The 22,621-nt window shown below is 54.3% G+C and carries 24 protein-coding genes; 5 read left to right on the top strand and 19 right to left on the bottom strand.

What is annotated here, in order from left to right:
• Positions 1 to 94: 94 nt before the first annotated feature.
• The gene (gene alaS / locus OSB_RS06565) at positions 95 to 2,749 is read right to left on the bottom strand and encodes an alanine--tRNA ligase (RefSeq protein ID WP_049834234.1); all 2,655 of its coding nucleotides are present in this window, start codon (positions 2,747 to 2,749) and stop codon (positions 95 to 97) included.
• 129 nt (positions 2,750 to 2,878) lie between these two features.
• Positions 2,879 to 3,967 carry a recombinase RecA gene (gene recA / locus OSB_RS06560; protein ID WP_049834233.1) on the bottom strand — a complete coding sequence of 363 codons (1,089 nt, stop codon included), beginning with the start codon at positions 3,965 to 3,967 and terminating at the stop codon, positions 2,879 to 2,881.
• A gap of 181 nt (positions 3,968 to 4,148) precedes the next feature.
• Between recA and OSB_RS06555 the strand changes: the two genes are divergently transcribed.
• Together OSB_RS06555 and OSB_RS06550 are read left to right on the top strand one after the other, a co-directional pair.
• Positions 4,149 to 4,748 (top strand): hypothetical protein, encoded by a 600-nt coding sequence (locus OSB_RS06555; RefSeq protein WP_049834232.1) that lies wholly within the window; start codon positions 4,149 to 4,151, stop codon positions 4,746 to 4,748.
• Positions 4,749 to 4,846: 98 nt separating this feature from the next.
• Positions 4,847 to 5,758, top strand: a complete 912-nt coding sequence (locus OSB_RS06550; protein ID WP_049834231.1) for an MBL fold metallo-hydrolase — start codon at positions 4,847 to 4,849, stop codon at positions 5,756 to 5,758.
• On the opposite strand, the gene OSB_RS06545 is transcribed toward OSB_RS06550, so the two are convergent.
• The 14 genes from OSB_RS06545 to OSB_RS06480 form a co-directional block, all read right to left on the bottom strand.
• The gene (locus OSB_RS06545; protein ID WP_049834230.1) at positions 5,755 to 6,810 is read right to left on the bottom strand and encodes a YeeE/YedE family protein; all 1,056 of its coding nucleotides are present in this window, start codon (positions 6,808 to 6,810) and stop codon (positions 5,755 to 5,757) included. The genes OSB_RS06550 and OSB_RS06545 overlap by 4 nt on opposite strands.
• Positions 6,811 to 6,839: 29 nt before the next feature.
• Positions 6,840 to 8,063, bottom strand: a complete 1,224-nt coding sequence (gene hemA, locus OSB_RS06540; protein ID WP_049834229.1) for a 5-aminolevulinate synthase — start codon at positions 8,061 to 8,063, stop codon at positions 6,840 to 6,842.
• A gap of 8 nt (positions 8,064 to 8,071) precedes the next feature.
• A complete protein-coding gene (locus OSB_RS06535; RefSeq protein ID WP_049834228.1) occupies positions 8,072 to 8,503 on the bottom strand; it encodes a DUF302 domain-containing protein in 432 nt (143 codons plus the stop codon).
• Between the two features lie 82 nt (positions 8,504 to 8,585).
• Entirely contained in the window at positions 8,586 to 9,857 is a 1,272-nt protein-coding gene (locus OSB_RS06530; RefSeq protein ID WP_049834227.1) for an NAD(P)/FAD-dependent oxidoreductase, read from the bottom strand.
• Between the two features lie 30 nt (positions 9,858 to 9,887).
• On the bottom strand, positions 9,888 to 10,592 hold the full coding sequence (locus OSB_RS06525) for a c-type cytochrome (protein ID WP_049834226.1): 705 nt from the start codon (positions 10,590 to 10,592) through the stop codon (positions 9,888 to 9,890).
• Positions 10,589 to 11,833: a c-type cytochrome gene (locus tag OSB_RS06520; protein ID WP_049834225.1), complete on the bottom strand. Its 1,245-nt coding sequence runs from the start codon at positions 11,831 to 11,833 to the stop codon at positions 10,589 to 10,591. Before OSB_RS06520 ends, OSB_RS06525 begins: the two co-directional genes overlap by 4 nt.
• Entirely contained in the window at positions 11,817 to 13,091 is a 1,275-nt protein-coding gene (gene soxC, locus OSB_RS06515) for a sulfite dehydrogenase (RefSeq protein WP_049834224.1), read from the bottom strand. Before soxC ends, OSB_RS06520 begins: the two co-directional genes overlap by 17 nt.
• Positions 13,092 to 13,106: 15 nt before the next feature.
• A complete protein-coding gene (gene soxB, locus OSB_RS06510) occupies positions 13,107 to 14,810 on the bottom strand; it encodes a thiosulfohydrolase SoxB (RefSeq protein WP_049834223.1) in 1,704 nt (567 codons plus the stop codon).
• A gap of 102 nt (positions 14,811 to 14,912) precedes the next feature.
• Complete coding sequence (soxA, locus tag OSB_RS06505) at positions 14,913 to 15,764, bottom strand: sulfur oxidation c-type cytochrome SoxA (RefSeq protein ID WP_049834222.1); 852 nt, start codon at positions 15,762 to 15,764, stop codon at positions 14,913 to 14,915.
• A 24-nt stretch (positions 15,765 to 15,788) separates the two neighbouring features.
• A complete protein-coding gene (gene soxZ / locus OSB_RS06500) occupies positions 15,789 to 16,118 on the bottom strand; it encodes a thiosulfate oxidation carrier complex protein SoxZ (RefSeq protein WP_049834221.1) in 330 nt (109 codons plus the stop codon).
• A 14-nt stretch (positions 16,119 to 16,132) separates the two neighbouring features.
• The gene (soxY, locus tag OSB_RS06495; protein WP_049834220.1) at positions 16,133 to 16,549 is read right to left on the bottom strand and encodes a thiosulfate oxidation carrier protein SoxY; all 417 of its coding nucleotides are present in this window, start codon (positions 16,547 to 16,549) and stop codon (positions 16,133 to 16,135) included.
• A gap of 33 nt (positions 16,550 to 16,582) precedes the next feature.
• Positions 16,583 to 17,053 carry a sulfur oxidation c-type cytochrome SoxX gene (soxX, locus tag OSB_RS06490; protein WP_049834219.1) on the bottom strand — a complete coding sequence of 157 codons (471 nt, stop codon included), beginning with the start codon at positions 17,051 to 17,053 and terminating at the stop codon, positions 16,583 to 16,585.
• Positions 17,054 to 17,160: 107 nt separating this feature from the next.
• A complete protein-coding gene (locus OSB_RS06485) occupies positions 17,161 to 17,724 on the bottom strand; it encodes a thioredoxin family protein (RefSeq protein ID WP_049834218.1) in 564 nt (187 codons plus the stop codon).
• Between the two features lie 11 nt (positions 17,725 to 17,735).
• A complete protein-coding gene (locus OSB_RS06480; RefSeq protein ID WP_049834217.1) occupies positions 17,736 to 18,473 on the bottom strand; it encodes a cytochrome c biogenesis CcdA family protein in 738 nt (245 codons plus the stop codon).
• A 46-nt stretch (positions 18,474 to 18,519) separates the two neighbouring features.
• Here OSB_RS06480 and OSB_RS06475 point away from each other — a divergent pair, with 46 nt between their 5' ends.
• The 3 genes from OSB_RS06475 (at position 18,520) to OSB_RS06465 (ending at position 20,479) form a co-directional block, all read left to right on the top strand.
• The gene (locus OSB_RS06475; protein ID WP_049834216.1) at positions 18,520 to 18,918 is read left to right on the top strand and encodes a hypothetical protein; all 399 of its coding nucleotides are present in this window, start codon (positions 18,520 to 18,522) and stop codon (positions 18,916 to 18,918) included.
• A gap of 115 nt (positions 18,919 to 19,033) precedes the next feature.
• A complete protein-coding gene (locus OSB_RS06470; protein WP_049836078.1) occupies positions 19,034 to 19,369 on the top strand; it encodes an ArsR/SmtB family transcription factor in 336 nt (111 codons plus the stop codon).
• A 54-nt stretch (positions 19,370 to 19,423) separates the two neighbouring features.
• Entirely contained in the window at positions 19,424 to 20,479 is a 1,056-nt protein-coding gene (locus tag OSB_RS06465; RefSeq protein ID WP_049834215.1) for a YeeE/YedE family protein, read from the top strand.
• A 741-nt stretch (positions 20,480 to 21,220) separates the two neighbouring features.
• Here OSB_RS06465 and OSB_RS06460 read toward each other — a convergent pair.
• The 3 genes from OSB_RS06460 to OSB_RS06450 all read right to left on the bottom strand — a co-directional run bounded on the left by OSB_RS06460 (position 21,221) and on the right by OSB_RS06450 (position 22,618).
• Positions 21,221 to 21,667 (bottom strand): hypothetical protein, encoded by a 447-nt coding sequence (locus OSB_RS06460; RefSeq protein WP_074202247.1) that lies wholly within the window; start codon positions 21,665 to 21,667, stop codon positions 21,221 to 21,223.
• Positions 21,668 to 21,923: 256 nt separating this feature from the next.
• The gene (gene fdxA, locus OSB_RS06455; protein WP_049834213.1) at positions 21,924 to 22,256 is read right to left on the bottom strand and encodes a ferredoxin FdxA; all 333 of its coding nucleotides are present in this window, start codon (positions 22,254 to 22,256) and stop codon (positions 21,924 to 21,926) included.
• A gap of 92 nt (positions 22,257 to 22,348) precedes the next feature.
• Positions 22,349 to 22,618: a 4Fe-4S dicluster domain-containing protein gene (locus OSB_RS06450; RefSeq protein WP_049834212.1), complete on the bottom strand. Its 270-nt coding sequence runs from the start codon at positions 22,616 to 22,618 to the stop codon at positions 22,349 to 22,351.
• Between the last annotated feature and the right edge of the window lie 3 nt (positions 22,619 to 22,621).

Below are 22,621 nucleotides of genomic sequence, written 5' to 3'. Positions count from 1 at the left end.
GCGCTTCATTTGAAGGCGCGGCCCTTTTTTGTTTGAGAGAAGAACCAGGGGCTAGCCCCCGGACCCCCAGGATATTTGAGAAACAGAGACAGGGTTAAGAAGAGATTACCTGCTCAGCCGCAGCGATTGCGGCGTCAGAGTTTGTCGCGTCTTTGCCGCCACCCTGCGCCATGTCAGGACGACCGCCGCCGCCTTTGCCACCAAGTTCCGCGACAGCGGCGCGCACGAGGTCCACGGCGCTGACTTTGTCGGTCAGGTCCGCCGTAACACCCGCAGCCACGGCCGCTTTGCCATCTGCATCTGCAATCAACAGAACAGCACCGCTGCCCATCGCCGCTTTCATTTCATCGATCATAGCAGGCAAATCACGCCCTGTGACGCCTTGCATCACTTGAGCTTTGAACGCTACGCCGTTGATTTCTTTTGCTTCTGCTGTTTCAGCCTTGGCACCGCCACCCATCGCAACTTCGCGACGCAGCTGCGCCACCTCATTGGCGAGCGCTTTGCGTTCATCCATCAAGGCCTTGACGCGCGTTGGCACGTCAGCTGCTGGCGCTTTAAGCAGTGTGGCGGTTTCGGAGAGGCGTTGATCCTGCGTCAGCAATGCGTCCAGCGCGGCCTGCCCCGTGAGTGCTTCGATCCGGCGCACGCCGGCGGAAGACGCTGAATCGCCCAATGTGACGAATGCACCAATGTCACCAGTTTGGCGCACATGAGTGCCGCCGCAAAGTTCCAGCGACCATGTTTGGCCGTCTGCGCCCTTGCCCGTATCTGCGCGACCCATGGATACGACGCGGACTTCATCGCCGTATTTCTCACCAAACAGCGCCTGAGCGCCAATGGCACGGGCATCGTCAGGTGTCATGATGCGGGTATCTACAGATGTGTTCTGGCGGATCATCTCGTTTACGCGGGCTTCGACTTGGCGAATTTGATCCGTTGTCATCGCGTCGTTGTGGCTAAAATCAAACCGCAAACGATCTGGTGCATTAAGCGAACCCTTCTGCGCGACATGGTCGCCCAAGGCCTCGCGCAGTGCTTCGTGCAGCAGGTGCGTCGCTGAGTGGTTGGCGCGGATGGTGCTGCGGCGGGTGTGGTCAACCGTAAGCTCAGTACCCTGCCCTTTGGTCAGCGTGCCATCTGTGACTTCAGCCATATGCAGGAACAATCCAGCGACCTTTTTAGTATCGGTAATACGCGCTGTGCCTGTGTCTGTTTTCAACACACCTTCATCGCCAACCTGACCACCGCTTTCCGCGTAGAATGGCGTTTGGTTGAAGATCATTGCAACAGTGTCGCCCTTTTTGGCGCTGTCGACAGCGTCGGTATCGGCGACAATCGCTAATAGCTGACCTTCAGCGGTTTCGGTTTCATAGCCGAGGAATTCAGTGACCCCATGTTTGTCAGCAATATCAAACCAGATCGCGGCGTCGGCCGCGGCGCCTGTGCCAGACCAAGCAGCGCGTGCTTTGGCCTTTTGTTCCGCCATGGCCGCATCAAAGCCGTCAACGTCCACGCCGTGGCCCTTTTCGCGCAAGGCATCTTGCGTGAGGTCAAGTGGGAAGCCGAAAGTATCATAAAGCTTAAACGCAGTTTCGCCCGGTAAATCCGCGCCTTCATCGACATCAACCAAGGCGTCATCAAGCAGTTTCAAACCGCGATCCAGCGTTGTTTTAAAACGGATTTCTTCGTTCAGGAACGTGTCCTCGATCAGTGTTTGACCTTGGCCCAGCTCAGGATAGGCAGCACCCATTTGTTGGACCAATGCAGGCACCAGTTTGTGCATGACGGGGTCCTGTGCACCCAAGAGGTGCGCGTGGCGCATAGCGCGACGCATGATGCGGCGCAGCACGTAGCCGCGGCCCTCATTGGATGGCAGCACACCTTCAGCGATCAAGAAAGATGTTGAACGCAAGTGGTCCGCGATGACGCGGTGATGCACGTTCTGGTCGCCGAACGGGTCGGTTGACGTTGCATGTGCAGACGCTTCGATCAGGGCCTTGAAAAGGTCTGTCTCGTAGTTGTCATGGCCGCCTTGCAGCAGCGCGCCGATACGTTCCAGACCCATCCCAGTGTCGATGGATTGCATATCTAGCGGTGTCATTGTGCCGTCTTCGAACTGCTCGTTTTGCATGAAAACAACGTTCCAGATCTCAATGAAGCGATCGCCATCTTCATCCGCCGATCCCGGAGGGCCGCCCCAGATGTGATCGCCGTGATCATAGAAGATTTCAGTGCATGGGCCGCAAGGACCAGTCGGCCCCATGCGCCAGAAGTTGTCGTCCGTGGCAATGCGAATGATGCGGTCTTCCGGCACGCCGATCTTTTTCCAAAGCTCAAACGCTTCGTCATCGGTGTGATAAACGGTCGTCAGTAGCTTGGATTTATCAATTCCGAAATCTTTGGTCAGCAGTTCCCACGCAAATGGGATCGCTTCTTTCTTGAAGTAATCGCCGAAAGAAAAGTTGCCGAGCATTTCAAAGAACGTGTGGTGACGCGCGGTGTAGCCAACATTGTCGAGGTCATTGTGCTTACCACCGGCGCGCACACATTTCTGGGATGACGTCGCACGCTGATAGTCGCCTGCTTCAACGCCAGTAAAGCGGTTCTTGAACTGAACCATGCCGGAGTTGGTGAACATCAGAGTCGGGTCATTGCGCGGGACCAGCGGACTGGAGGCCACGACCTCATGTCCCTGACGTTTGTAGTAATCAAGGAAGGTAGAACGGATGTCTGACAGGCTGGTCATGGCACTTCTTTCGGGCGGGTTAATTGCGACACATGAAATAGCCCTGCGCCTGCCCCAAGTCCACAGGCAGCAAACGAAAAAGGGCGCAAGGTTTCCCCTGCGCCCTTCAATTCTAGGTTTCGTGCTGGATTAATCTTCCAGCAAAGCCCCGTCATCATTTGCGGTATCTTTGGCGGCATCTTCGGAACCGTCAAAATCAAGGCCGTGTGCAGCGCGGATTTTATCTTCGATCTCAATCGCGAAATGTTCGTTATCGCGCAGGAACTGTTTGGCGTTTTCACGGCCCTGCCCGATCCGCTCATCCCCATATGAGAACCAAGAGCCGGATTTCTCAACGACACCGGCTTTCACGCCCATATCGACAAGTTCACCCATCTTAGAGATGCCTTCGCCATACATGATGTCGAATTCCACAACCTTAAACGGCGGTGCGACCTTGTTCTTCACGATTTTGACCTTGGTAGAGTTACCCACAACTTCGTCGCGGTCTTTCACGGCGCCAATGCGGCGAATGTCCATGCGAACGGAGGAGTAAAACTTCAGCGCGTTGCCGCCAGTTGTCGTCTCAGGCGAGCCGAACATAACGCCGATTTTCATGCGGATTTGATTGATGAAAAGAACGGTACATTTTGTGCGGCTGATAGAGCCCGTCAGTTTACGCATCGCTTGGGACATGAGGCGCGCATGTACACCAACGGAATGGTCACCCATGTCGCCTTCAAGTTCAGACTTCGGTGTCAGCGCCGCAACAGAGTCGACAACAACCATGGAAACCGCGCCGGAACGCACCAGTGTGTCAACAATTTCAAGGGCTTGCTCACCGGTATCAGGTTGCGAGATCAGTAGTTCATCAAGGTTAACACCCAGTTTCTTGGCGTAGCCTGGGTCGAGCGCGTGCTCGGCATCAACAAACGCACAGACGCCGCCCTTTTTCTGCTCTTCCGCGATGCAGTGCAGTGTAAGCGTTGTCTTACCAGATGATTCAGGACCGTAAATTTCAACGATGCGCCCTTTCGGGATGCCACCAATGCCAAGCGCGATATCCAGACCCAAAGAACCGGTTGAAGTGCTTTCAATCTCTTGGGTAGCGTTACCGCCCAACGTCATGATTGAGCCCTTACCGAACTGACGTTCGATCTGTGCCAGCGCGGAATCGAGCGCCTTTTGCTTATCCGCGGATTTCTTGTCAGTCATTTTTAAAAGCTCTGCCGTTGCCATGATTTTATTCCTTATTCCACGCCCTACTGAGGGTAGCAATTATTTGCTTCGTTCACCTCTTGTTCTCTTTCTTATGAGATCAAAACGAGAACACATCAACTAAAATCGTTCACAACACATCTTTCATGCTTATTGGTTAAAGAGTAGTTTACGGTTAACCGGAGAGTGGAGCCCTATGTAAATGCTTGTTTTCGCAAAAGAAAAATTGGTCCTTCTGGCCCTACCCAAGACCGGAACAACAGCAATTGAAGAAGCGTTGTCAGCACGTGCTGATATGGCGTTGCGCAATCCAGCGATTCTAAAACACACCCCAGCCTACCGATACATCCGCTATTTAGAACCCTATCTGGGCAAATGCGGCGTCAGTGATTTGGAGGTGGTTTGTACGGTTCGCCACCCAATCGGTTGGCTCGGAAGCTGGTACCGGTATCGTCAGCGCTCCGCGGTAGATGGCAAACCCCAAAGCACCAAGGGTGTGTCTTTCGATGATTTTGTGAATGACTACGCCAAAGGCGACCCGACCAGTTGGTCCCATGTTGGTGATCCCAAAAAGTTCGTGCGCGACAATGAGGGCGAATTGGCCGTCGATCATATGTTCCAATATGAGCAGCTCGACAAATTGGTCGACTTCTTGGAAGAACGGTTGGACTTTAAAATCTCACTTGAGAAGCACAATGTTTCCCCCGTTGGCGACATGACGTTAAGCCGCCAAACCGAAAACAAACTCATGCGGAAACGGCCTGAGTTGTACTCGGATTGGGAAGCTGCACGACGCAGCTAAAGGGGTCCGAACTTCATATTTCTATACGCCTAGGCCATTTGACTAAACGTAGCAAACCCTATTACATATTCCCAAATAAGAATATGTAAGGACGTGCCATGACGTTATCACGCAGAAAGCTGCTTTCAATGGGTGCCGCAGGGCTTGCTGGATCGCTCTGGCCGCATAACCCCTTGATGGCGAAAACAGAAATCGGTGCGTTCACTTTGACGTCCCTTTCTGACGGATCGCTAACGCTTCCTGCATCCATGGTTCTAGCCCCCCTTCCCGAAGATGACCGCGCAGGCGCGATTGTCGAATTTGGGATTGGCGAAGTTATGACGCCCCCTTGCAATATCACATTGCTGCAAACAGATGAGCGCAACATCCTGTTTGATGTCGGCGCAGGATCTGAATTCATGAGCAGTGCTGGCTTTCTGCTGGATGCGCTTGATGAAGTCGGCCTTACACCGGACGACATCACCGACATCGCCTTTACCCATGCCCATCCTGATCACATTTGGGGTCTTGTCGATGATTTCGACGATCTATTGTTCCCCAACGCGCGTTATTTGATTGGGCAGCAGGAGTGGGACTATTGGACCAACCCAGAAACCGTCGACACCATTGATGAGGGGCGCACGACCTTTGCTGTTGGGGCGGCACGCCGTCTGGCGAGGATTGAGGACAACATCACGTTCTTTAACGATGGTGAGGAAATCTTACCCGGCGTGGCGGCGCGTGCCACCTTTGGACACACACCTGGGCATATGGCTTTCGAAGTGCGACACGGCACAAATGCGATGATGATCCTTGGTGATTGCATCGGTAACGATCATATCGCGCTGGCCCATCCGACTTGGAAGACGGGATCGGATCAAGATATGGAAATGGGGGCGATGACGCGCGCATCGCTGCTGGATCAGATTACCCATGACCAAATCCCAGTCCTTGGCTTTCACATGCAAGGCAATGGCATCGGACGTATCGAACGCGCCGGCGACAGGTATCGCTTTATTCAGGATATCTAGGCCGCGACGACCTGCGGCTTTTCTAACACCAGCTGCGCACCCATCGCGCCGATCCACATGCATCCAACAGCGACCCATGCCGTTAGCGAGAAGATCGCGCCACCAGACATGCCCGCGCCAACCGCGCAACCGCCAGCTAGCATGCTGCCGAAGCCCATCAGAAACGCGCCGATCAAATAGCGCTCCATCGGGGTGTCTTGGCCAAATCGTTGAATGCGCAGGCCCGACGTCAAAGCGGCAGCTGTTGCCGCACCGATAAACACCCCCGGAACGAGGCCAAGGCCAAAGCCCATTGGCACGCTTGGCTCAGTTACCAGCGCCATCAAAGTATCCGCCGACGGCCCTGTAAACGTGACCGAGGTAATTGAAACCACTTCAAATGACGCCTGTGCGATCTGATAGGTGCCGACCCAGCCCCCCGCAACCGCGAGGCCAACAATCACCGCCGCGCCATACTGCGATACGGGAACTTGTTTTCGTGCTGCAAAGATCAACGCACCCACAAAGCAGATACCAGCAAGTGTTGCAGCACCCGTCGCGTTCAATCCGATGAGAGCCAACATATCACGCGCCGATCCCCCTTGGATCGACCACAGGCCGGACAAATAGATCCGCGCTGGAGCAAGGACGCCGCTAAGGGATGCTTGCGCCACGACCGTCAGGACCAAGCCTGTTACCAATGCACGCAAGTTTCCTGTGCCCGACAGCACCAATAGGCGGCTTGCACAGCCGCGTGCCAGCACCATGCCGATACCGAACATCAACCCGCCAATGATAGCCCCTGACAGGCTGCCGACATTTGCCAACTGGCGTGCGTCCGCGACGCTTAGCCAGCCCATTGCGATGGAAAACTGAACCCCGAAGACCGCTGCGCAAAACGCAATAAGCCAGATGCTCAACCGGCTTCCGAAGCGGCCTTGCGCGACCTCGATCGTCGCCGCACGCAGGCAAAATTTTGATTGATACGCTGCAGCGCCAAACACCAGACCGACGATGCCGCCAAGCGCAAAGAGTACGGTGCCTTCACCGTAGGTTTCCAATAGGTTTTCCATGCCACTTACCTGCTAAATTGCTGGTCGCGTCACTGCGCTGCCATCGGAATGCGTGCCAATTCACACTGGGACCAAAGAAGTTCCAAAGCGCCAACGAGGTTATCAATATCCGCTTGGCTATGCACCGGAGACGGCGTGATACGCAGACGTTCTGTCCCCTTTGGAACAGTTGGGTAGTTGATCGGTTGGATGTAAATACCGTGATCTTTCAATAAGATATCGGACAGATACTTACACTTAACCGGATCACCAACCATCACCGGAATGATGTGGCTGTCGTTGTCAGTGTGTGGAATTCCAACCGCATCCAGACGTGCGCGAACTTGTGCGACACGCTGCTTATGCTGCGCACGCTCAAAGCTGCTGTCCTTAAGGTGACGCACAGACGCCGCCGCCCCAGCCGCTACGGCTGGTGGAAGCGCAGTCGTGAAAATGAACCCGCTCGCGAAGGACCGGATGAAGTCACAGAGCGCCGTGGATGCCGCAATATAACCGCCCATGACGCCGAATGCTTTGCCGAGCGTCCCTTCGATTACCGTCAGGCGATCCATAAGGCCGCGTTCTTCGGCGATACCGCCGCCACGTGGGCCGTACAGCCCAACGGCGTGAACCTCATCAAGATAAGTCATGGCGTTGTATTTGTCCGCCAGATCGCAAATTTCTTCGATCGGGCCGATGTCGCCGTCCATCGAGTAAACGGATTCAAACGCGATCAGTTTCGGGCGATCAAGCGGTTGCGCCTTCAGGAGTTCTTCAAGGTGTTCAACATCGTTGTGGCGGAACCGCTGACATTCTGCACGCGAATGGCGAATGCCTTCGATCATACTGGCGTGGTTCAATGCGTCTGACAGCACCAAGCAATCGGGAATGCGCGCGGCCAAAGTACCAAGTGCGGCCCAGTTGGACACATAGCCCGATGTGAACAGCAACGCGGCTTCTTTGCCATGCAAGTCGGCCAGTTCCTGTTCTAGAACAACGTGTTGGTGGGTCGTGCCAGAAATATTGCGCGTGCCGCCTGCCCCAGCGCCAACCGTATCAATCGCTTCGTGCATCGCGCCCAGAACGTTTTCGTGCTGGCCCATTCCAAGGTAGTCGTTGGAACACCAGATCGTCACATCACGCTTTTGGTCGCCGTCACGATTTAACGCCTGCGGAAAAGAGCCGCGCTTGCGTTGGAGGTCAGCGAATACACGGTAGTTGCCGTCGTCGCGCAGGCGGTCAAGTTCGCCAGTGAAGAAGTCAGTGTAGTTCATAGCGCGTGTTACTCTCCGAGGGCCTCTTGGACGATACCGTCAAGAAGGCTTTGGACCTTCTGCATTTCGCCCTCTGGGTAGTTGCGATAGCCGATCATCACTTCGCCGTCCCGTTCAGCAACGAAAACGCCGTATGGGCAATATGCGATGTTCATCGGGTCTGCCTCCATCACTTCGCGTGACAGACTGGCGGAACAAAACACGAAGATGTCGGCCGCAGTAAACAGTTCAACGTCACTGCCGACGTCCGCAGCGGTTCGCGCCAGCATCTCACCTGTGTGGCTGACGTAATCGATGACCAAACCTTGGCCAACAATCGCGCTTTCAACAGAAAAAGTTGCGTCATCAAATGAACCGTCAAAGGTGTAGACCGTCGATCCCTGCGAAGCAGCGATCGTGCCAATCACGCTTAAACAAGCTGAAAGTAAAAACCGTTTCATTGTCAGTCCTCCAATATTTCACTTTTTGATAACGCGAAATTAGGTGCTGGGCCGTGATCTAGATCAAGGCCCAGCAGGTATTTTAGCCAAACATGTCGGCTGTGATGCCGTCATACCAACCAACAGATTCTTCAAATGTCGCCTGACGCACTTCAGCGCTTTCGCCGACTTCTGAAATGAACCCGTCAACCTTGGCGATCTTCTCATCCGTGGCTTCATACGAAGCACCGACTTTAACACCATTATTGGTATCGATCAGTGACCAGCATGTGTTTGCGAAACGTGCCGGGAACACGGTTGAACCCGTCAACGCACCGCGCACCGCATTGGCACAAACCTTGGCCTGAGAGTTAGCCGAGAAACCGGACTTCGGCATATCGCCCTGCGCACAAGCATCGCCCAAGACGTGGATGTTTTCATCCATCTTGGAGGACAGGTCAGCCGCGTTGACTGGCGCCCAGTTGCCTTCGGTGATGCCCGCAAGATCCGCAATCTTGCCCGCTTTCATTGCAGGAATAACGTTACAAACATCAACGTTTGTTACGTCACCATCAATGCTTAGCGTCATAGCGTTTGGATCAACTTCGATGTTGTCGCCACCAAAGTCAGGACCAACGCGTTCGATCATGCCCGCGTAGTGATCGTTCCAACCGGCTTCAAACAGCCCCTGCTTTGAGAACTTTTCCTTCGGGTCCGCAATTAAGATCTTGGCCGTTGGGTTTGTTTCTTTCAGCATATGCGCAACCATGCTCACACGCTCGTATGGGCCAGGAGGGCAACGGAATGGGTTTGGCGGAGCCACCATTGCGTAGGTACCACCCTGCGGCATTGCCTCGACCTGCGCACGCAGAAGTTCAGTCTGTGAACCCGCTTTATAGGCGTGCGGCATCGCGTTCTGGGATGTCACATCCCAACCAGCAACAGCACCGTCAACAAAGTCGATACCAGGTGACAGGATCAGACGATCGTATGGGATTGTATAACCGCCAGCTGTCGCAACAGTCTTAGCGTCGCGATCAACACCCGTTGCCCAGTCATGCACAACGTTGATGCCGTATTCCGCGGCCAGCGTGCCGTAAGAATGGCCCAAGCTGTCCATTGTGCGGAAGCCGCCCAAGTAGAGGTTGGAGAAGAAGCATGTGTAATACGTGCGCGTCGGTTCGATCAACGTAACGTCGATTTCACCATTGCTGTCCTTGGCGATGTAACGTGCAGCAGTTGCGCCGCCAGCGCCCCCGCCGACAATTACAACACGTGGTTTTGCATGGCCGTCCGCACGAACCAACAACGGTGCGGCAAATGTACCAGCCGCTGCAGCCGCAGTACCAATAAAGGCGCGTCTATTCAGTTTCATGTCACTTTTCTCCCTTTTATGATGCATCGATTATTCGATGTCTTCGAAATACGCAGCAAGCGCTGCGATCTCTTCGTTTGACAGCCTCCCAGCCATCATTTGCATGACGGGATGAAGGCGAACTCCATCCTTGTAGGCATGCATGGCGATCACGAAATCTTCGCTTGGCCAATGGGTGATGCTGGGAATGCCGCTGGCCGCACCACTGATTTGGTGACACGCTGTGCATTCGCCAGACAGGTATTCTCCGTAGGCAGGATCCCCGACAATCGCGAGGATTTCGGGCGCAACCTCATGGTCAACAGCAACCGCTGTCGGGGCGGATTCCGGAATGTCGCGCGGGTTGTCAGAAAACAGGCGTAAGTAGGCTAAAACGTCATCGCGATCTTGTTGATCGTCAAATCCGCGAAATGACATTCGCGTCTGAGACACCAGTGAACGCGGGTCCTCGATGTAGGCATCGAGGGATTCATACGTCCAAACCAAACCACCAGTCGCTGCACGTTCCATACCGCTTGAGTAACGGAACCCTTCGGACTGCCCCGCCGCGCGGTCGAAAATACCATTCAGGTGCGGACCGACCCGATCAACAGCACCTGCACCAATTTGGTGGCAGCTTGAGCATTGACGATACAGATCTTCTCCGCGTGTCGCATCGCCCCCAACGTCTGCATGTGCCACCGCTGCGACCGCAACGGTGGACACTGCCAATATGTAGCGCGCTACACCCTTCATTCAGAGCCAACGCTTTGAATGTAGGCAATAATCGCCGCAATATCTTCCGGATTACGAACACCGCGGAAGGCCATTTTGGTGCCAGACATAACGCCGCGTGGGTCCGTCAGGAACGCGTCGAGCGCTTCTGCAGTCCACGTATCACCTGCTTCGCCTGCGTCACTCATCACGCTGGAGTAGCGAAAGCCATCAATGCTGCCGATTGAGCGTCCAAGCAGACCGTTCAATTCAGGGCCAGTCCGGTTTGACGCGTTTTCACCGACTTCATGACACGCCGAACACTGGCGGAACGCGCTTTGACCGGCTTCGATCAATGCTGGATCAACAGCGGCCTCAGTTTCCACTGCAGCGCCTTCAACCGCAGGTTCGGTCACAACAGCGGCTTCCTCTGCCGCGGCTTCTTCTTCAGTCTCTGGTGTAACGTCGACAACAGATGCATGCATCGTGATCTCAACGCCTTCTTTACAACCCGTCATGCACGGTTCTGCGCGCCAAACGGTGTATTCAGTGTCAGCACGATCATCGAGAACGAACCCGCCCGCGTTGGGCAGTTCAACATCCATGAAGGTCTCGTTGCTCAGGACGAAGTCGTCATCAATCAGGTCGTTGGAATACAAAATGTAAGCAACGATTGCATAAGTATCATCCGCGCTAAGCGTACCCGCGTTGCCAAATGGCATGGAGCGGTTGATGTAGTCCCAAGACGTGGACAGGTACGGCCAGTAAGACCCGATTGTCTTCACAGGGTCTTCATCTGAAAGTGTGCCAAATCCGCCAGCCAAAACCGGCCAATTTCCCGAACCTTCTGCGAAGTCACCATGACAGGCGGCGCATTGCTCAACGAAGATTTCTTCGCCGGTCCAAACATCACCACTGCCCACAGGCAAACCACGACCGTCTGGAAGAATGTCGACGTCCCATGCGGCGATTTCTTCAGGTAATGCTTCGCGGCCAAGCCCATAGACAGCCTCGGCGACTGGTGCAGGTTGTGTTAATCCGCCACCAGCTGCCGCAATGACCTGAAGTTCATCGCGTTCTGCTGCCAAAACTTCGATCTCAGCTTCAGCAGCGCGCGCATTTGCAACCGCGTCCGCGGCGCTTGCAGTCGACTGCTCAACCTGAATTTCAAGGCTTTCGATCTTTTGTTCCGCATAGTCACGCGAGGTGAAGCCGTAAGCGCCCCCCAACATGAGGGCCGTACCGCCAATTGCGGGGAGAAATAGATTAAGAGACTTCGACATTCTCGGCGACCCCTTCTTCATTCACAAACCATGTCTGGATGCAGTTGTTGTGGTAGACCGAATTCTCGCCGCGCATCTCGCGGAGTTGGTCTTTTGTGGGTTGGACGTAGCCGGTGTCATCCATCGCGCGGGCCTGCATCAGCATCTCGCGGCCGTCCCAGTCCATGTCGTAGTAGAAACGGGTCAGTGCTTTGGTATCGCCCTGCTTGCCCAAACGCGCGGTTTCCCATGTGATGCCGCCGTCAATCGACACATCAACCCGTGTGATCTTGCCGTGGCCAGACCAAGCGAGGCCCGAAACAACAAGTGGGCCTGTGCCGTGCGTGATTGGCATTTGCGGGCTCGGCGATGTGATGATCGATTTGGCATCCATCACCCACGTCCATTTGCGGGCCACGCCGTCCTCGTGAAGATCGGTGTATTTTGACGTTTCTTCGCGGCTTTCGACGGCTGCGTCAGTGACTTCAATACGGCGGATCCATTTGATCCACATATTGCCTTCCCAACCCGGTACGACAAGGCGCACTGGGTAACCGTGCTCCATCCGCAAAGCTTCGCCGTTTGCTTTGAACGCAACGAGCACGTCATCCAAAGCTTTTTCCATCGGAATTGAGCGGCCGTTAGACGACGCATCAGCGCCTTCCACATAAACCCACTTGTCCGCAAAATCGCCTGCCGCATCGAGGCCCGCTTCCGCCAGCAACGTGCGCAATGGAACACCGGTGTATTCCATGTTGTGGATCATACCGTGGGTGAACTGCGCGCCGTTTAGCTGCGCACCCGCCCATTCCATGCCTGTGTTCGCCGCACATTCGCAGAAGTACACGTGGTTCTCACGTGGAAGTCGCTCAAGATCGGCATAGGTAAACACCAACGGGCGGTCGACCAAACCGTTGATCATCAAGCGGTAATCGTCCTTGCTCAATTCAATCGCGCCGGAATGGTGACGTTCAAACGCGCAGCCTTGTGGTGTGATCGTACCTTCAAGGGCGTGGATCGGTGTAAAGTTGATCGACGAAATCGGAGATGCGGTCAGCCACGGAACACTGCGGCGCACGACGTCTGTTTCGAATTTGATCGGCAAGCCATATGGCGTTTCATCGACGCCGACGCCGAGATAGGACGCCCAGTCCTGAAGTTCTGTGATCGCCGGATCAGGCGCGCCTTGTGCGGCCGCATGCCCTGCGACAGTTCCCGCAGCGACTGCTGCGCTGCCGCGCAAAAACGCGCGACGGGATGTTTTTGCAAACTCATCCATTTTTATTGCTCTCCCTTATGCGCCAACAACGTCGACACTGGTGTTTGGTGCCACGCTGACGGTGCCCTCGCGTTTGATGTAGTTTTCGACCACGTCCCAAATTGGCGGGCCTTCTGTGCCCTCATTCACCGACGCCCAACCCGCGACCATGTAGGTCTTAGACGGATCAATTGCTTCGCCGGTTTTGAGCAGCGTCAGGTTGCTGACGCGCTCGCCGATGGGCTTGTTGATGTCGATGCGGTAGCCCATGCCACCAACACGGACCATGTCGCCGCCTTGCTGGTAATATGGGTCCTCATTGAACAGGTTATCCGCTACGTCTTCCATGATGGTGTGAATGAATTCACCTGTCATTTCAGTACGGTAAGCGTTCGGGTACGTCATAGACGTAACATTCCAAAGGTCTTCCCGTGTGATGTCTTGGCCCGGCAATATCGACGGCCCCCAACGCACACCTGGTGACATGGCGATGTCGGCTTCACGCTCTTCGATCAGCGCATCACAGATCAGGTCGTCCCATGATCCGTTAAAGTTCCCACGACGATAAAGCGTCGTGTCCTCAGCCGTTCTGCCCAGTACTTCGGACAGCTCAGCCTCAAACGGTGCACGTTGCTCGTCGATCACGGCAGTAACTTCTGCGTCCGGCTCGATCACGTCCGAGAAGATCGGGATCAGCTTGTGGCGGAAGCCCATCATTTTGCCATCACGCACATCCAGATCAACGCGGCTGACGAATTTGCCGTTAGAACCAGACGCGATGATGATGGTGTCACCGACCAAAACAGGCTCAGGCAATGCATCATGGGTGTGACCCGCAAGGATCACGTTAATCCCTGTAACGCGGCCTGCCATTGCTTTGTCGACGTCAAACCCGTTGTGGCTGAGGCAGACGACCAGTTCGGCCCCTGCTGCGCGCACTTCGTTGACCATTTCTTGCATCCGCTGATCGCGAATACCAAAGGAATACTCTGGGAACATCCAACCCGGGTTGGCGATCGGCATGTATGGGAACGCCTGCCCGATGACGGCGATCTTAACGCCGCCACGTTCAAAGAACTTATACGGCGCGAAATCCTCGGATGGTTCATCCCATTCGCTATCAAAGATGTTCTGTCCAAGGGCCGCGAACGGCAGGTCATTAACGATGTCACGCACACGGCCAGAGCCCAGCGTAAATTCCCAATGGAATGTCATCGCGTCTGGTTTCAGCATGTTCATCACGTTGACCACGTCTTGGCCTTCGGTGTGATAGCAGGTGTAAGACCCGTGCCATGTATCGCCGCCATCCAGCAGCAATGCATCAGGACGTGCAGCGCGGATTGAATTTACAACGGTGGACACACGATCCATGCCACCCATCTTGCCGTAGCCTTGGGCCAAAGCGGAAAAATCGTTATATGTCAGCGCGTAATGGGACGAACTTCCATCATCAATACCGTAAGCCTTACGAAAATCTGCGCCCGTAATATGCGGCACAGCGCCCCTGTTTGATCCCACACCAAGGTTCACTTCAGGCTCACGAAAATAGATCGGCTTTAGCTGCGCATGAATGTCCGTAACGTGGATCAGGGAGACATTGCCGTAAGTTTCAAAATCCAGAAGGTCGTTTTGCGACAACGTCTGCTGTGCGGCCAGTTTGCCCCAATTGCCGAAGCCGGATGCGCCTACGAGCGCGCTGGCGGCCATGCTGGCCTGTAGAAAATCACGGCGAGAAATCATGCTGTGTCCTGCTTCCTAAGTCGAAATCATATTCCGAAAGGTGAATGTATAAAGTGAAAGAAAGGCCGCGTACGCTTTCACGCCGCGGCCTTTTCGGGAGGTTTAGTTTCGGACGGATGGACCTTCGACGCCCAACCCATTGCCGCGTGAAGCAACATAAAGCTCAAGCGCGACGAACTCAGGGCTACCAACCGCATAAGTTTCAGCGCGTGTGTCACGGACACAACCACGGAAGCGCGAGTGCACACCGTTTAGACGCGCGTTTTTAAGACGATACGTTGGGAAGCCGTTGATCTGGCCTTGGCTCAGGTGATCCGCGCGGATGTTGTTGCCGTAGTTGTCTTCGTGGCAATTCGCGCAGGACAGTTCAAGCAAACCCGTGCGTGTGTAGTACAAGTCACGCCCCTGCTCCCATGCTGCTTGTGCTGGACCATCAATCGCTACGTTTACAGGCATTCCACGAGATACGGAGGCCAGAAGCGCTGTCATGTTCAACAGGTCCGCTTTGTCATAGGCCCATTCTTCAGCGCCCATCTGCTCAGTGCGGCAGGCGTTGATCTGCATGGTCAATGTGCGCACTTCTTCCGCGCCATCGTTCCACTTTGGGTAAGTCGCGCTCACGCCAGCCATTTCTTCCGGAGCATCGTGACAACTTGCACAAGACTCGCCAGCTTCACCTTCAACAGTGTTCCAAGATTCAATTCCTGAATCCACAAAGATCATGCCTGGGTTTTCGAAGTCATCCAATTGAAACGCTTGCGTTTCAGTTGAACGATAGACCCAACCAGATGTGATCTCGTCAAGGTTCTCGACATGCGCAGGTGCAGGTGCACGTACCGCGATCTCAAGCTCGCCGTTTACGACAAGGTCTGCATCCTCATCCGCAAAAGCCTGCCCAAACGGAACGGCCATTGCGAGGCATGCGGCACTTATTGAAGTAAGTGTTCTTTTCATCTTGGCCCCTCCCCGGGTCAGTGATTAGCTAACGGCGATTTCTTTTGTGTCGGTGTAGATGTCACCGTCATCGTCGTACCATGTGAATTCAAACGCGCCGCTCTCTGGGACGATCGCTTGGAATTCAAGGAACGGGTTTGTGGAAATCGCAGGTTCCATCGTCACGTCGATGACGTTCTGACCGTTGAAGTCACACGTAAACCGATTGATGATCGAGCGCGGGATGACATTGCCGTCCCCGTCTTTACGCTGACCGGATTCCATTGGGTGAGAGATCAACGTTTTGATTGTGATCGTCTCGCCAGCGGATGCTTCGCGTGGAACGCGAATGCGTGGTGTTACATTTTCTGCCATGTTCTTATGCTCCCTTAGCCGCCGCAGCCGCCGATTGTGACTTTAACTTCTTGGCGCGCTTGCACGAATGTGCCGTCAGCCATTTTCGCGATTGCGAGAACGTCTTGCGTCCCTGCAAGGCGGATCCGTGTGGACGCCATTTGAGCGCCAGCCAGTGGACCGAAGTTAAACGTACCAACAGCTGGTGTTGGGTTGCCTGTCGCAAGAACCAAGATCGCTACCGCGCCAGGGGCGTCGACTTCGATTGGCACTGTGTTGCCGTTTTCAGCGATCTCCGGCGCGATGAGCGTAATACCGCCCTCACCGATTTCCGCACCCTCTGTGAAGGCTGCGACGTCTGAGTCGACATCTGCAAATACTTTGAATGGAATAGCCGCCGCGAATGCGGTGCCCATTGCCAGTCTGAGCGTATCTCTACGTGTAAAGCTCATGATTTCTCCTGTTATTTTGTCGAAAGCTGAAGATTACTCTTTCAGCGTCATTAGATAAGCGACCACATCTTCGATCTCTTGTGCGGTCAGAATTGGTTCAATCTCACTTTCTGCTGCGCGACCTGTGTAGCCATCGCCAGCGCGAACAAAGCCTTCAGTCTTGTAAAACGATGGCATGACTGATTCAGGGAATGTCATCTTCGCGTTTGCGACGATGCCCCGCAGATCAGCCTCTTCCCAACGTTCGCCGACGAAATCCAAAGACGGGCCAACTTCCCCGTGGAATGGATATTCTTCAAGCGCAGTCACCTGATGGCACGCAATACAATTGCCCTTGCCGCGGTTGACCATAATCTCAAGGCCAGCCGCCGGATCGCCAACCAGACCAGACAAAGATGTCTCGATCTGACCGTACTCACCGAAGGTGATTTCATTTGGTGCTGTCTGGGCGACCGCGATGGTCCCCATGCCTGCAATTGCGGCAGCTAGTATAGTTCTTTTCATTGGGCCCCTCCCAGAGTCCGTCCTCTTGTTGTGTACCGTAGCGCACCGAAACAGATTCTCGCAACTACAAAATCAACTATTTGAATGTGACAATGTGAAGCGATGCTTTATTCAACAATTCCACGCTCTTGCAGGATGCGTGCGTGATAACGTTGAAAGGTTTCCTCGTCTTCATAGCGATCTTCGCTAATCCAGTTCAGCAAATTCAGTGTCGTCCACTTCCCGAAAGCGCCCGGCATGGACACAATCGCCGCGTCATTTGCGGCGACGTCACTAGCAACTTCTGGTGGAAAGAACATCAGCATTGGTGTGAAGTTCGCATTCCAACGCTGGACCATATCTTTCTCGGATAACGTCTCACCGTCGAAGTCGGTTACCTCAACGTCGCCAAACATATTAATTTGAACGACATAGAAGTCATCCATCAACGCTGCCGTGATCTCTGGTTCGGGGAACACTTCTTCGTACATCTTGGTGCAATAGATGCAGCCACGCTGTTCGATGATCACCATCAACGTCTTGCCCTGCGCCTCGGCCTCTTCCAAGTCTTCGCGCAGGTCTTTGAACGTCTCTTCAATCCAAGGGGCCTCGTGCAAACCATCATCGCCAATTTCAGCAGCGAAAACAGGTACCGCAAGCAATGCGATTGCGGCCAGTGTTGAGCGGAACATAAAATTTCTCCTTAACCAATGGATGTGAAAGACGGGAAAGTACGGATCAGCCAATCGGCGATGTAGTTGATTGAATTGGTCGCAATCAGGATCGCAAAGACAATCAGCATCGCGCCCATGACCTTTTCAACGATGCCAAGGTATTTGCGGTTGCGCTGTGCCCAACCAAGGAACGGGCGCGCAAACAAGGCTGCGATAATGAAAGGCGATGTCATCGACAAACCGTACACCGCCAACAGCGCCGCACCCTCCCAGATGTTACCAAACCCGCTGGCCATCATGAGGATCGACGCCAACGCCGGGCCAACGCAGGGTGTCCAACCAAATCCAAACGCAAGCCCCATAAGATAGGCACCGACAACGTTGGACGGCTTCGCACTGCTTTCAATTTTCGCTTCGCGATACAAAAGCGGAATGCGCATAATCCCGAGGAAATGCAGCCCGAATAACAACAGGATTGCCGCCGCGACCCAGCGCAGCTCATCCTTCCATTGCCCAAAGACGCCCCCAACAGCGGTCGCCCCCATCCCGAGCAGAATGAAAATCGTCGTGACACCAAAAGCGAATGCGACGGCGGAAAAGATCAAACGGCGTTGCGTCCCTGGTGGAAAATCATCCTCGCCTTGCAGCTCGTTCATGGACACACCCGCCATGTAGCTTAGGTAAAACGGAACCATCGGAAGGATGCAGGGTGTGAAAAAGGACAGCAGCCCTGCAATCATTGCTCCAAAGAATGTGATCTCTTGCATGTCGGGCTTTCTTGAAACGGCGCTTGATTCATATTACAATAATTGAATGTTTGATCATTTGACCAGAGTTTTCGCAACAACCGTGCTTTTGGCCCTGCCGTCATTGGCGATGGCCGAAACCACTTTGCTAATGGCAGAAGAACCGGGCTGCGTATATTGTGCGCAATGGAATGCGCAGATCGGCCCAATCTATGGCAAAACCGGTGAAGGTGCTGCTGCACCATTGCGCCGTGTTGATATCACCCAAGCCCTCCCCAATGACATCATCCTCGCCCGCGCGATCAACTTCACACCGACGTTTGTGTTGCTGGTCGACGGTGAAGAAGTGTCGCGCCTTGAGGGCTACCCAGGCGAAGATTTCTTCTGGGGACTTGTCGGCATGATGCTTGAGCGCAACGACATCCCGTTTGAGGTTAAGTCGGCTTCCGGCAGTGATGACACGTGACACACCATCCGAATATTAATTCGCGCGAGTCTCGCAAAACGAACAAGAACGCTGTAAACGAGCATGAATTGGTGGCGAAAACCTCGCTACGCAGGCCCAAGAGCAGATGAGTAACATGTCCATTCCCGTACTTGATGACAGCCTTAGCGAAGCCGAAATTGACCGTATGGTTGAAAGCGCGGCCAACGCGACGAACTTCCTCAAGGCGATTGGTCATGAGGGTCGCTTGCTGATCCTTTGCCATCTCGCAAGCGGTGAGAAATCCGTGGCCGAACTGGAACATTTGCTGTCTGCGCGCCAAGCTGCAGTGTCTCAACAGCTGGGCCGCTTACGACTAGAAGGTCTTGTGAAACCTCGCCGTGAAGGCAAAGCAATTTACTACAGCTTGACGGATGACCGCTGTAAGCGGATCATTTCTGTCGTCTACGATCTATTCTGCAACAAAGACTGATCGACGCGCGGGGAGGTAAGCCGCGTTGTTCAAGTCAAATAGGGAGGACGCACCATGCTTGACGCTTGGGGTGATGGAACCGTTGCCGCGTTAGGCGGTGCTTTGGGGGGGATTCTTCTCGGACTGGCGGCCCGTTTGGGGCGGTTTTGCACCCTCGGCGCGATAGAAGACTACGCCTTTGGGCGCAGCGATGTGCGTTTGCGGATGTGGGTTCTTGCGATTGGCACCGCGGTTTTTGGCACGTTCGCATGTCTCGCGTTCGGATTGGTCACTCCGTCGGCCTCGTTTTATCTTAACCTAAATGTTGCCCCCATCGCGACGATCTTTGGCAGCTTATTGTTCGGCTACGGTATGGCGATGGCTGGAAACTGTGGGTTCGGTGCGCTTGCCCGACTTGGTGGCGGCGATTTGCGGTCGTTTGTCATTGTCGTTGTCATGGGCATGGCGGCCTATGCAACATTCTCGGGGCCCATTGCGTGGCTTCGCGTTGCGCTGTTCCCGCCACAAAGCCCTGCCCTTGAACCACAGGGTATCGCCCATTTCATCAATGGCTTCACGGGCTTCCCTGTTTGGGCCATTGGGTCAGTGATCGGACTTGGCCTCGTTGCGCTGGCGCTGTCCAGCACAGCGATGCGTTCGGACAAGCGGGCGATGTTTTGGTCCGTCGTTGTTGGCTTTGCGGTCATCAGCGCGTGGATTTCAACCAGCTGGATAACCGCGAACGGTTTTGATGGCACGCCAGTCGTGTCCCACACGTTCGCGGCGCCGATTGGCGAAACAATGCTTTACGCGATGACGGCATCGGGACAAACGCTGAGCTTTGGAATTGGCTCGGTTGCGGGCGTCTGGCTCGGTGCGTTTATCGGCAGCCTCATTAAGGGCCATTTCCGGTGGGAAGCCTGCGAAGACCCACGCGAACTGCGCCGTCAGATCTTTGGCGCTGCGATGATGGGTGTTGGTGCTGCAATCGCGCTTGGGTGCAGCATCGGCCAAGGCCTTTCGGCGTTTTCACTTCTGGCTTTCTCAGCACCGCTCGCATTTGCATCCATGTTCATTGGCGCACGTATCGGTCTGCGGCATCTCATCGAAGGCTTCGTACCTGCCGACTAGCGTCAATGTCTCATGTAATGGAAGTGGCGGACAGACAGCCCATACAATAAAGTGAACCACTCTCAAATAAACAAATATTGTCATGTAGTTTTGGTGGAACGTAGAGCTTGTCGGTGCGGCGGAATGTCTAGCAGTTTTGCCTATTTGTGACAGGTATCAGGCCCCACAAGCGCTAGCAAAATTATGTCCATTTTTACCCATCTCCATAACGAAATGAGTTCGACGCAAGCTAAAAATGTACCCGTGAACGGCCCTTTCCGCCCTCAGGCCGGCCATCGCATGCTGCGCTGCTGCTTCCCCGAAGCAGACATTAACTGGTCTTCTAATTTTTCCATCTACAAGCGGCTCACTATGCGCTGTTGCGCGACCCGCACACGGCATGTTAGCCGAGCAATAGCCATTCCTGCGTATGCTGCTCAGGTGTCGGTTAGGGCTGGTTCGGTGATTGCACACCTTTCCAGCCCGAACAGGAACTGTCCTGAACGGACAATCCTATTGGTCGCAACAAATGTTTGCTTCAAGCTCACAGCAGAGCTTTTCAGGCAATTGGCGCAACCGAGATCCAGATTGGATCGCCCGCCTCAAAGACACTAGCCAAAGCGTCTTCCGGTCAGGACTTATCGAGCCGTGGATCGATATAGAACATTCGTGATTTGCCAATCATCTCTCACTAAGGAGGTTCAACTGCGCAAGCTGGACGCCGTTCAAGCGCTCTGTGCTCGCGCCGAGCAAAACGACCACCTAAGAAAGGCCGTTTAAGCGGGCTACGAGCAAAACTGTAATAACCAGCAAAACGGTTACCGGTGTGAATTGGGTCAGATTGGCGTCCGTCGCGACCTCGCGCCCGAACACCGTGAACTGGTATTTAGGTACGCCGTTCACTTTGTCCTGCGGTGCGCCCCCGTAAATTTTCTGGGTGAAAAAGGCGATCCAGAAACCGCCAAGGCAACAAACGGCCAGCGCGGTTGGGATCCATAGCTGCGTAACATCGTCACCAGCCGTCCAGATGAGGAACAACGACAGCAGCGCTATGAGGTCGTAGGAAGCAACCTGCCATACAACATGCCAACGAGCATGCGGCGTCCAAGACGGATTAGTCGCATGGGTGTCGCTGAGATCATAATTTGTCGGAATAGCACTGTAGGCCAAGGTCAACAGTGTCAGCAGAATTTTTACAAGGATCAGCATCAGCGCCTCCATTTTTTCTGTGCAATCATGCGCGTACTTACGCCCTTTTCGACGGGCATAAATCAGCCAACCTGACCTTCAATAAACAATACCGAAAGGGCATGATCCCTAACAATGATCTGGATCAATAGGTTTGCGCGGTGCGGATGTGGGCATGCTCAGGAGTTGGCGATACCTGTCAATGCAACCTATTTCGGAGGCCGCGTTTCACAAACTCGCCATGATGGGTTCCGGCTTTGGGGCAAGACACTTCCCATTACTCCGCTGGTGCTTCAGAGAAATACTTCTCGAGCTTTCCTTCTACGCCGACAAAGTCATCCGCGTTTTCCAGAGGCTCTTTCTTTTCGATGATGACAGGCCACAGGGCAGCGTATTTACCGTTGAACGCAATCCACTTTTCCGCAGCGCTTTCAGTGTCCGGAATAATAGCATCCGCAGGGCATTCGGGTTCGCAAACCCCGCAATCAATACATTCGTCGGGCGCGATCACGAGCGTGTTTTCACCCTCGTAGAAACAATCGACGGGGCAAACCTCCACACAATCTGTGAATTTGCACTGAATGCAGGCATCTGTGACAACGTATGTCATTCCTTTAAATCCTCGATCTTAAGTTGAGTTTATTACTTTCAGCGCCGGGTCGATGCATAGCTGTCGCCCGACGTCTCCGGCGCTTGTTTTCATCAACCGAAACTCATGGCAAAACCCAACGGTTTGTCAGCTGAGATTGTGATGGCCCCGGGCTCTGGGCAATCCAACTCGCAAAGTTTGCACAGCATGCAATCTTCCCAGTAAGTCGCCTCTAACCACCTAGTTTCTCTGTTGATCCGCAACACATCAACCGGACATGAGCGAATGCAAATGGCGCAGTTGATGCACAGGTCGTAGTCGATGTTGACCACGCTCGCCGCTGGCTTTTGAGTGTCCGGTTTAGGGGGTAATTTCTTGCTCATGGT

The sequence above is a fragment of the Octadecabacter temperatus genome (assembly GCF_001187845.1).
GTDB classification, from domain to species: domain Bacteria; phylum Pseudomonadota; class Alphaproteobacteria; order Rhodobacterales; family Rhodobacteraceae; genus Octadecabacter; species Octadecabacter temperatus.
The sequence above is the reverse complement of the archived record's forward strand: the minus strand, read 5'-3'. Positions and strand labels throughout refer to the sequence as shown.

Excerpts from the sequence above, each read along its gene's own strand:
- hemA (WP_049834229.1), bottom strand. The coding sequence starts at position 8,063 with ATGAACTACACTGACTTCTTCACTGGCGAACTTGACCGCCTGCGCGAC.
- OSB_RS06550 (WP_049834231.1), top strand. The coding sequence starts at position 4,847 with ATGACGTTATCACGCAGAAAGCTGCTTTCAATGGGTGCCGCAGGGCTT.
- OSB_RS06520 (WP_049834225.1), bottom strand. The coding sequence starts at position 11,833 with ATGTCGAAGTCTCTTAATCTATTTCTCCCCGCAATTGGCGGTACGGCC.
- OSB_RS06460 (WP_074202247.1), bottom strand. The coding sequence starts at position 21,667 with ATGCTGATCCTTGTAAAAATTCTGCTGACACTGTTGACCTTGGCCTAC.
- OSB_RS06555 (WP_049834232.1), top strand. The coding sequence starts at position 4,149 with ATGCTTGTTTTCGCAAAAGAAAAATTGGTCCTTCTGGCCCTACCCAAG.
- OSB_RS06465 (WP_049834215.1), top strand. The coding sequence starts at position 19,424 with ATGCTTGACGCTTGGGGTGATGGAACCGTTGCCGCGTTAGGCGGTGCT.
- fdxA (WP_049834213.1), bottom strand. The coding sequence starts at position 22,256 with ATGACATACGTTGTCACAGATGCCTGCATTCAGTGCAAATTCACAGAT.
- OSB_RS06450 (WP_049834212.1), bottom strand. The coding sequence starts at position 22,618 with ATGAGCAAGAAATTACCCCCTAAACCGGACACTCAAAAGCCAGCGGCG.
- OSB_RS06530 (WP_049834227.1), bottom strand. The coding sequence starts at position 9,857 with ATGAAACTGAATAGACGCGCCTTTATTGGTACTGCGGCTGCAGCGGCT.
- OSB_RS06525 (WP_049834226.1), bottom strand. The coding sequence starts at position 10,592 with ATGAAGGGTGTAGCGCGCTACATATTGGCAGTGTCCACCGTTGCGGTC.
- OSB_RS06480 (WP_049834217.1), bottom strand. The coding sequence starts at position 18,473 with ATGCAAGAGATCACATTCTTTGGAGCAATGATTGCAGGGCTGCTGTCC.
- alaS (WP_049834234.1), bottom strand. The coding sequence starts at position 2,749 with ATGACCAGCCTGTCAGACATCCGTTCTACCTTCCTTGATTACTACAAA.
- OSB_RS06470 (WP_049836078.1), top strand. The coding sequence starts at position 19,034 with ATGTCCATTCCCGTACTTGATGACAGCCTTAGCGAAGCCGAAATTGAC.
- soxB (WP_049834223.1), bottom strand. The coding sequence starts at position 14,810 with ATGATTTCTCGCCGTGATTTTCTACAGGCCAGCATGGCCGCCAGCGCG.
- recA (WP_049834233.1), bottom strand. The coding sequence starts at position 3,967 with ATGGCAACGGCAGAGCTTTTAAAAATGACTGACAAGAAATCCGCGGAT.
- soxY (WP_049834220.1), bottom strand. The coding sequence starts at position 16,549 with ATGAGCTTTACACGTAGAGATACGCTCAGACTGGCAATGGGCACCGCA.
- soxC (WP_049834224.1), bottom strand. The coding sequence starts at position 13,091 with ATGGATGAGTTTGCAAAAACATCCCGTCGCGCGTTTTTGCGCGGCAGC.
- OSB_RS06475 (WP_049834216.1), top strand. The coding sequence starts at position 18,520 with ATGTTTGATCATTTGACCAGAGTTTTCGCAACAACCGTGCTTTTGGCC.
- OSB_RS06535 (WP_049834228.1), bottom strand. The coding sequence starts at position 8,503 with ATGAAACGGTTTTTACTTTCAGCTTGTTTAAGCGTGATTGGCACGATC.
- soxX (WP_049834219.1), bottom strand. The coding sequence starts at position 17,053 with ATGAAAAGAACTATACTAGCTGCCGCAATTGCAGGCATGGGGACCATC.
- soxZ (WP_049834221.1), bottom strand. The coding sequence starts at position 16,118 with ATGGCAGAAAATGTAACACCACGCATTCGCGTTCCACGCGAAGCATCC.
- OSB_RS06545 (WP_049834230.1), bottom strand. The coding sequence starts at position 6,810 with ATGGAAAACCTATTGGAAACCTACGGTGAAGGCACCGTACTCTTTGCG.
- soxA (WP_049834222.1), bottom strand. The coding sequence starts at position 15,764 with ATGAAAAGAACACTTACTTCAATAAGTGCCGCATGCCTCGCAATGGCC.
- OSB_RS06485 (WP_049834218.1), bottom strand. The coding sequence starts at position 17,724 with ATGTTCCGCTCAACACTGGCCGCAATCGCATTGCTTGCGGTACCTGTT.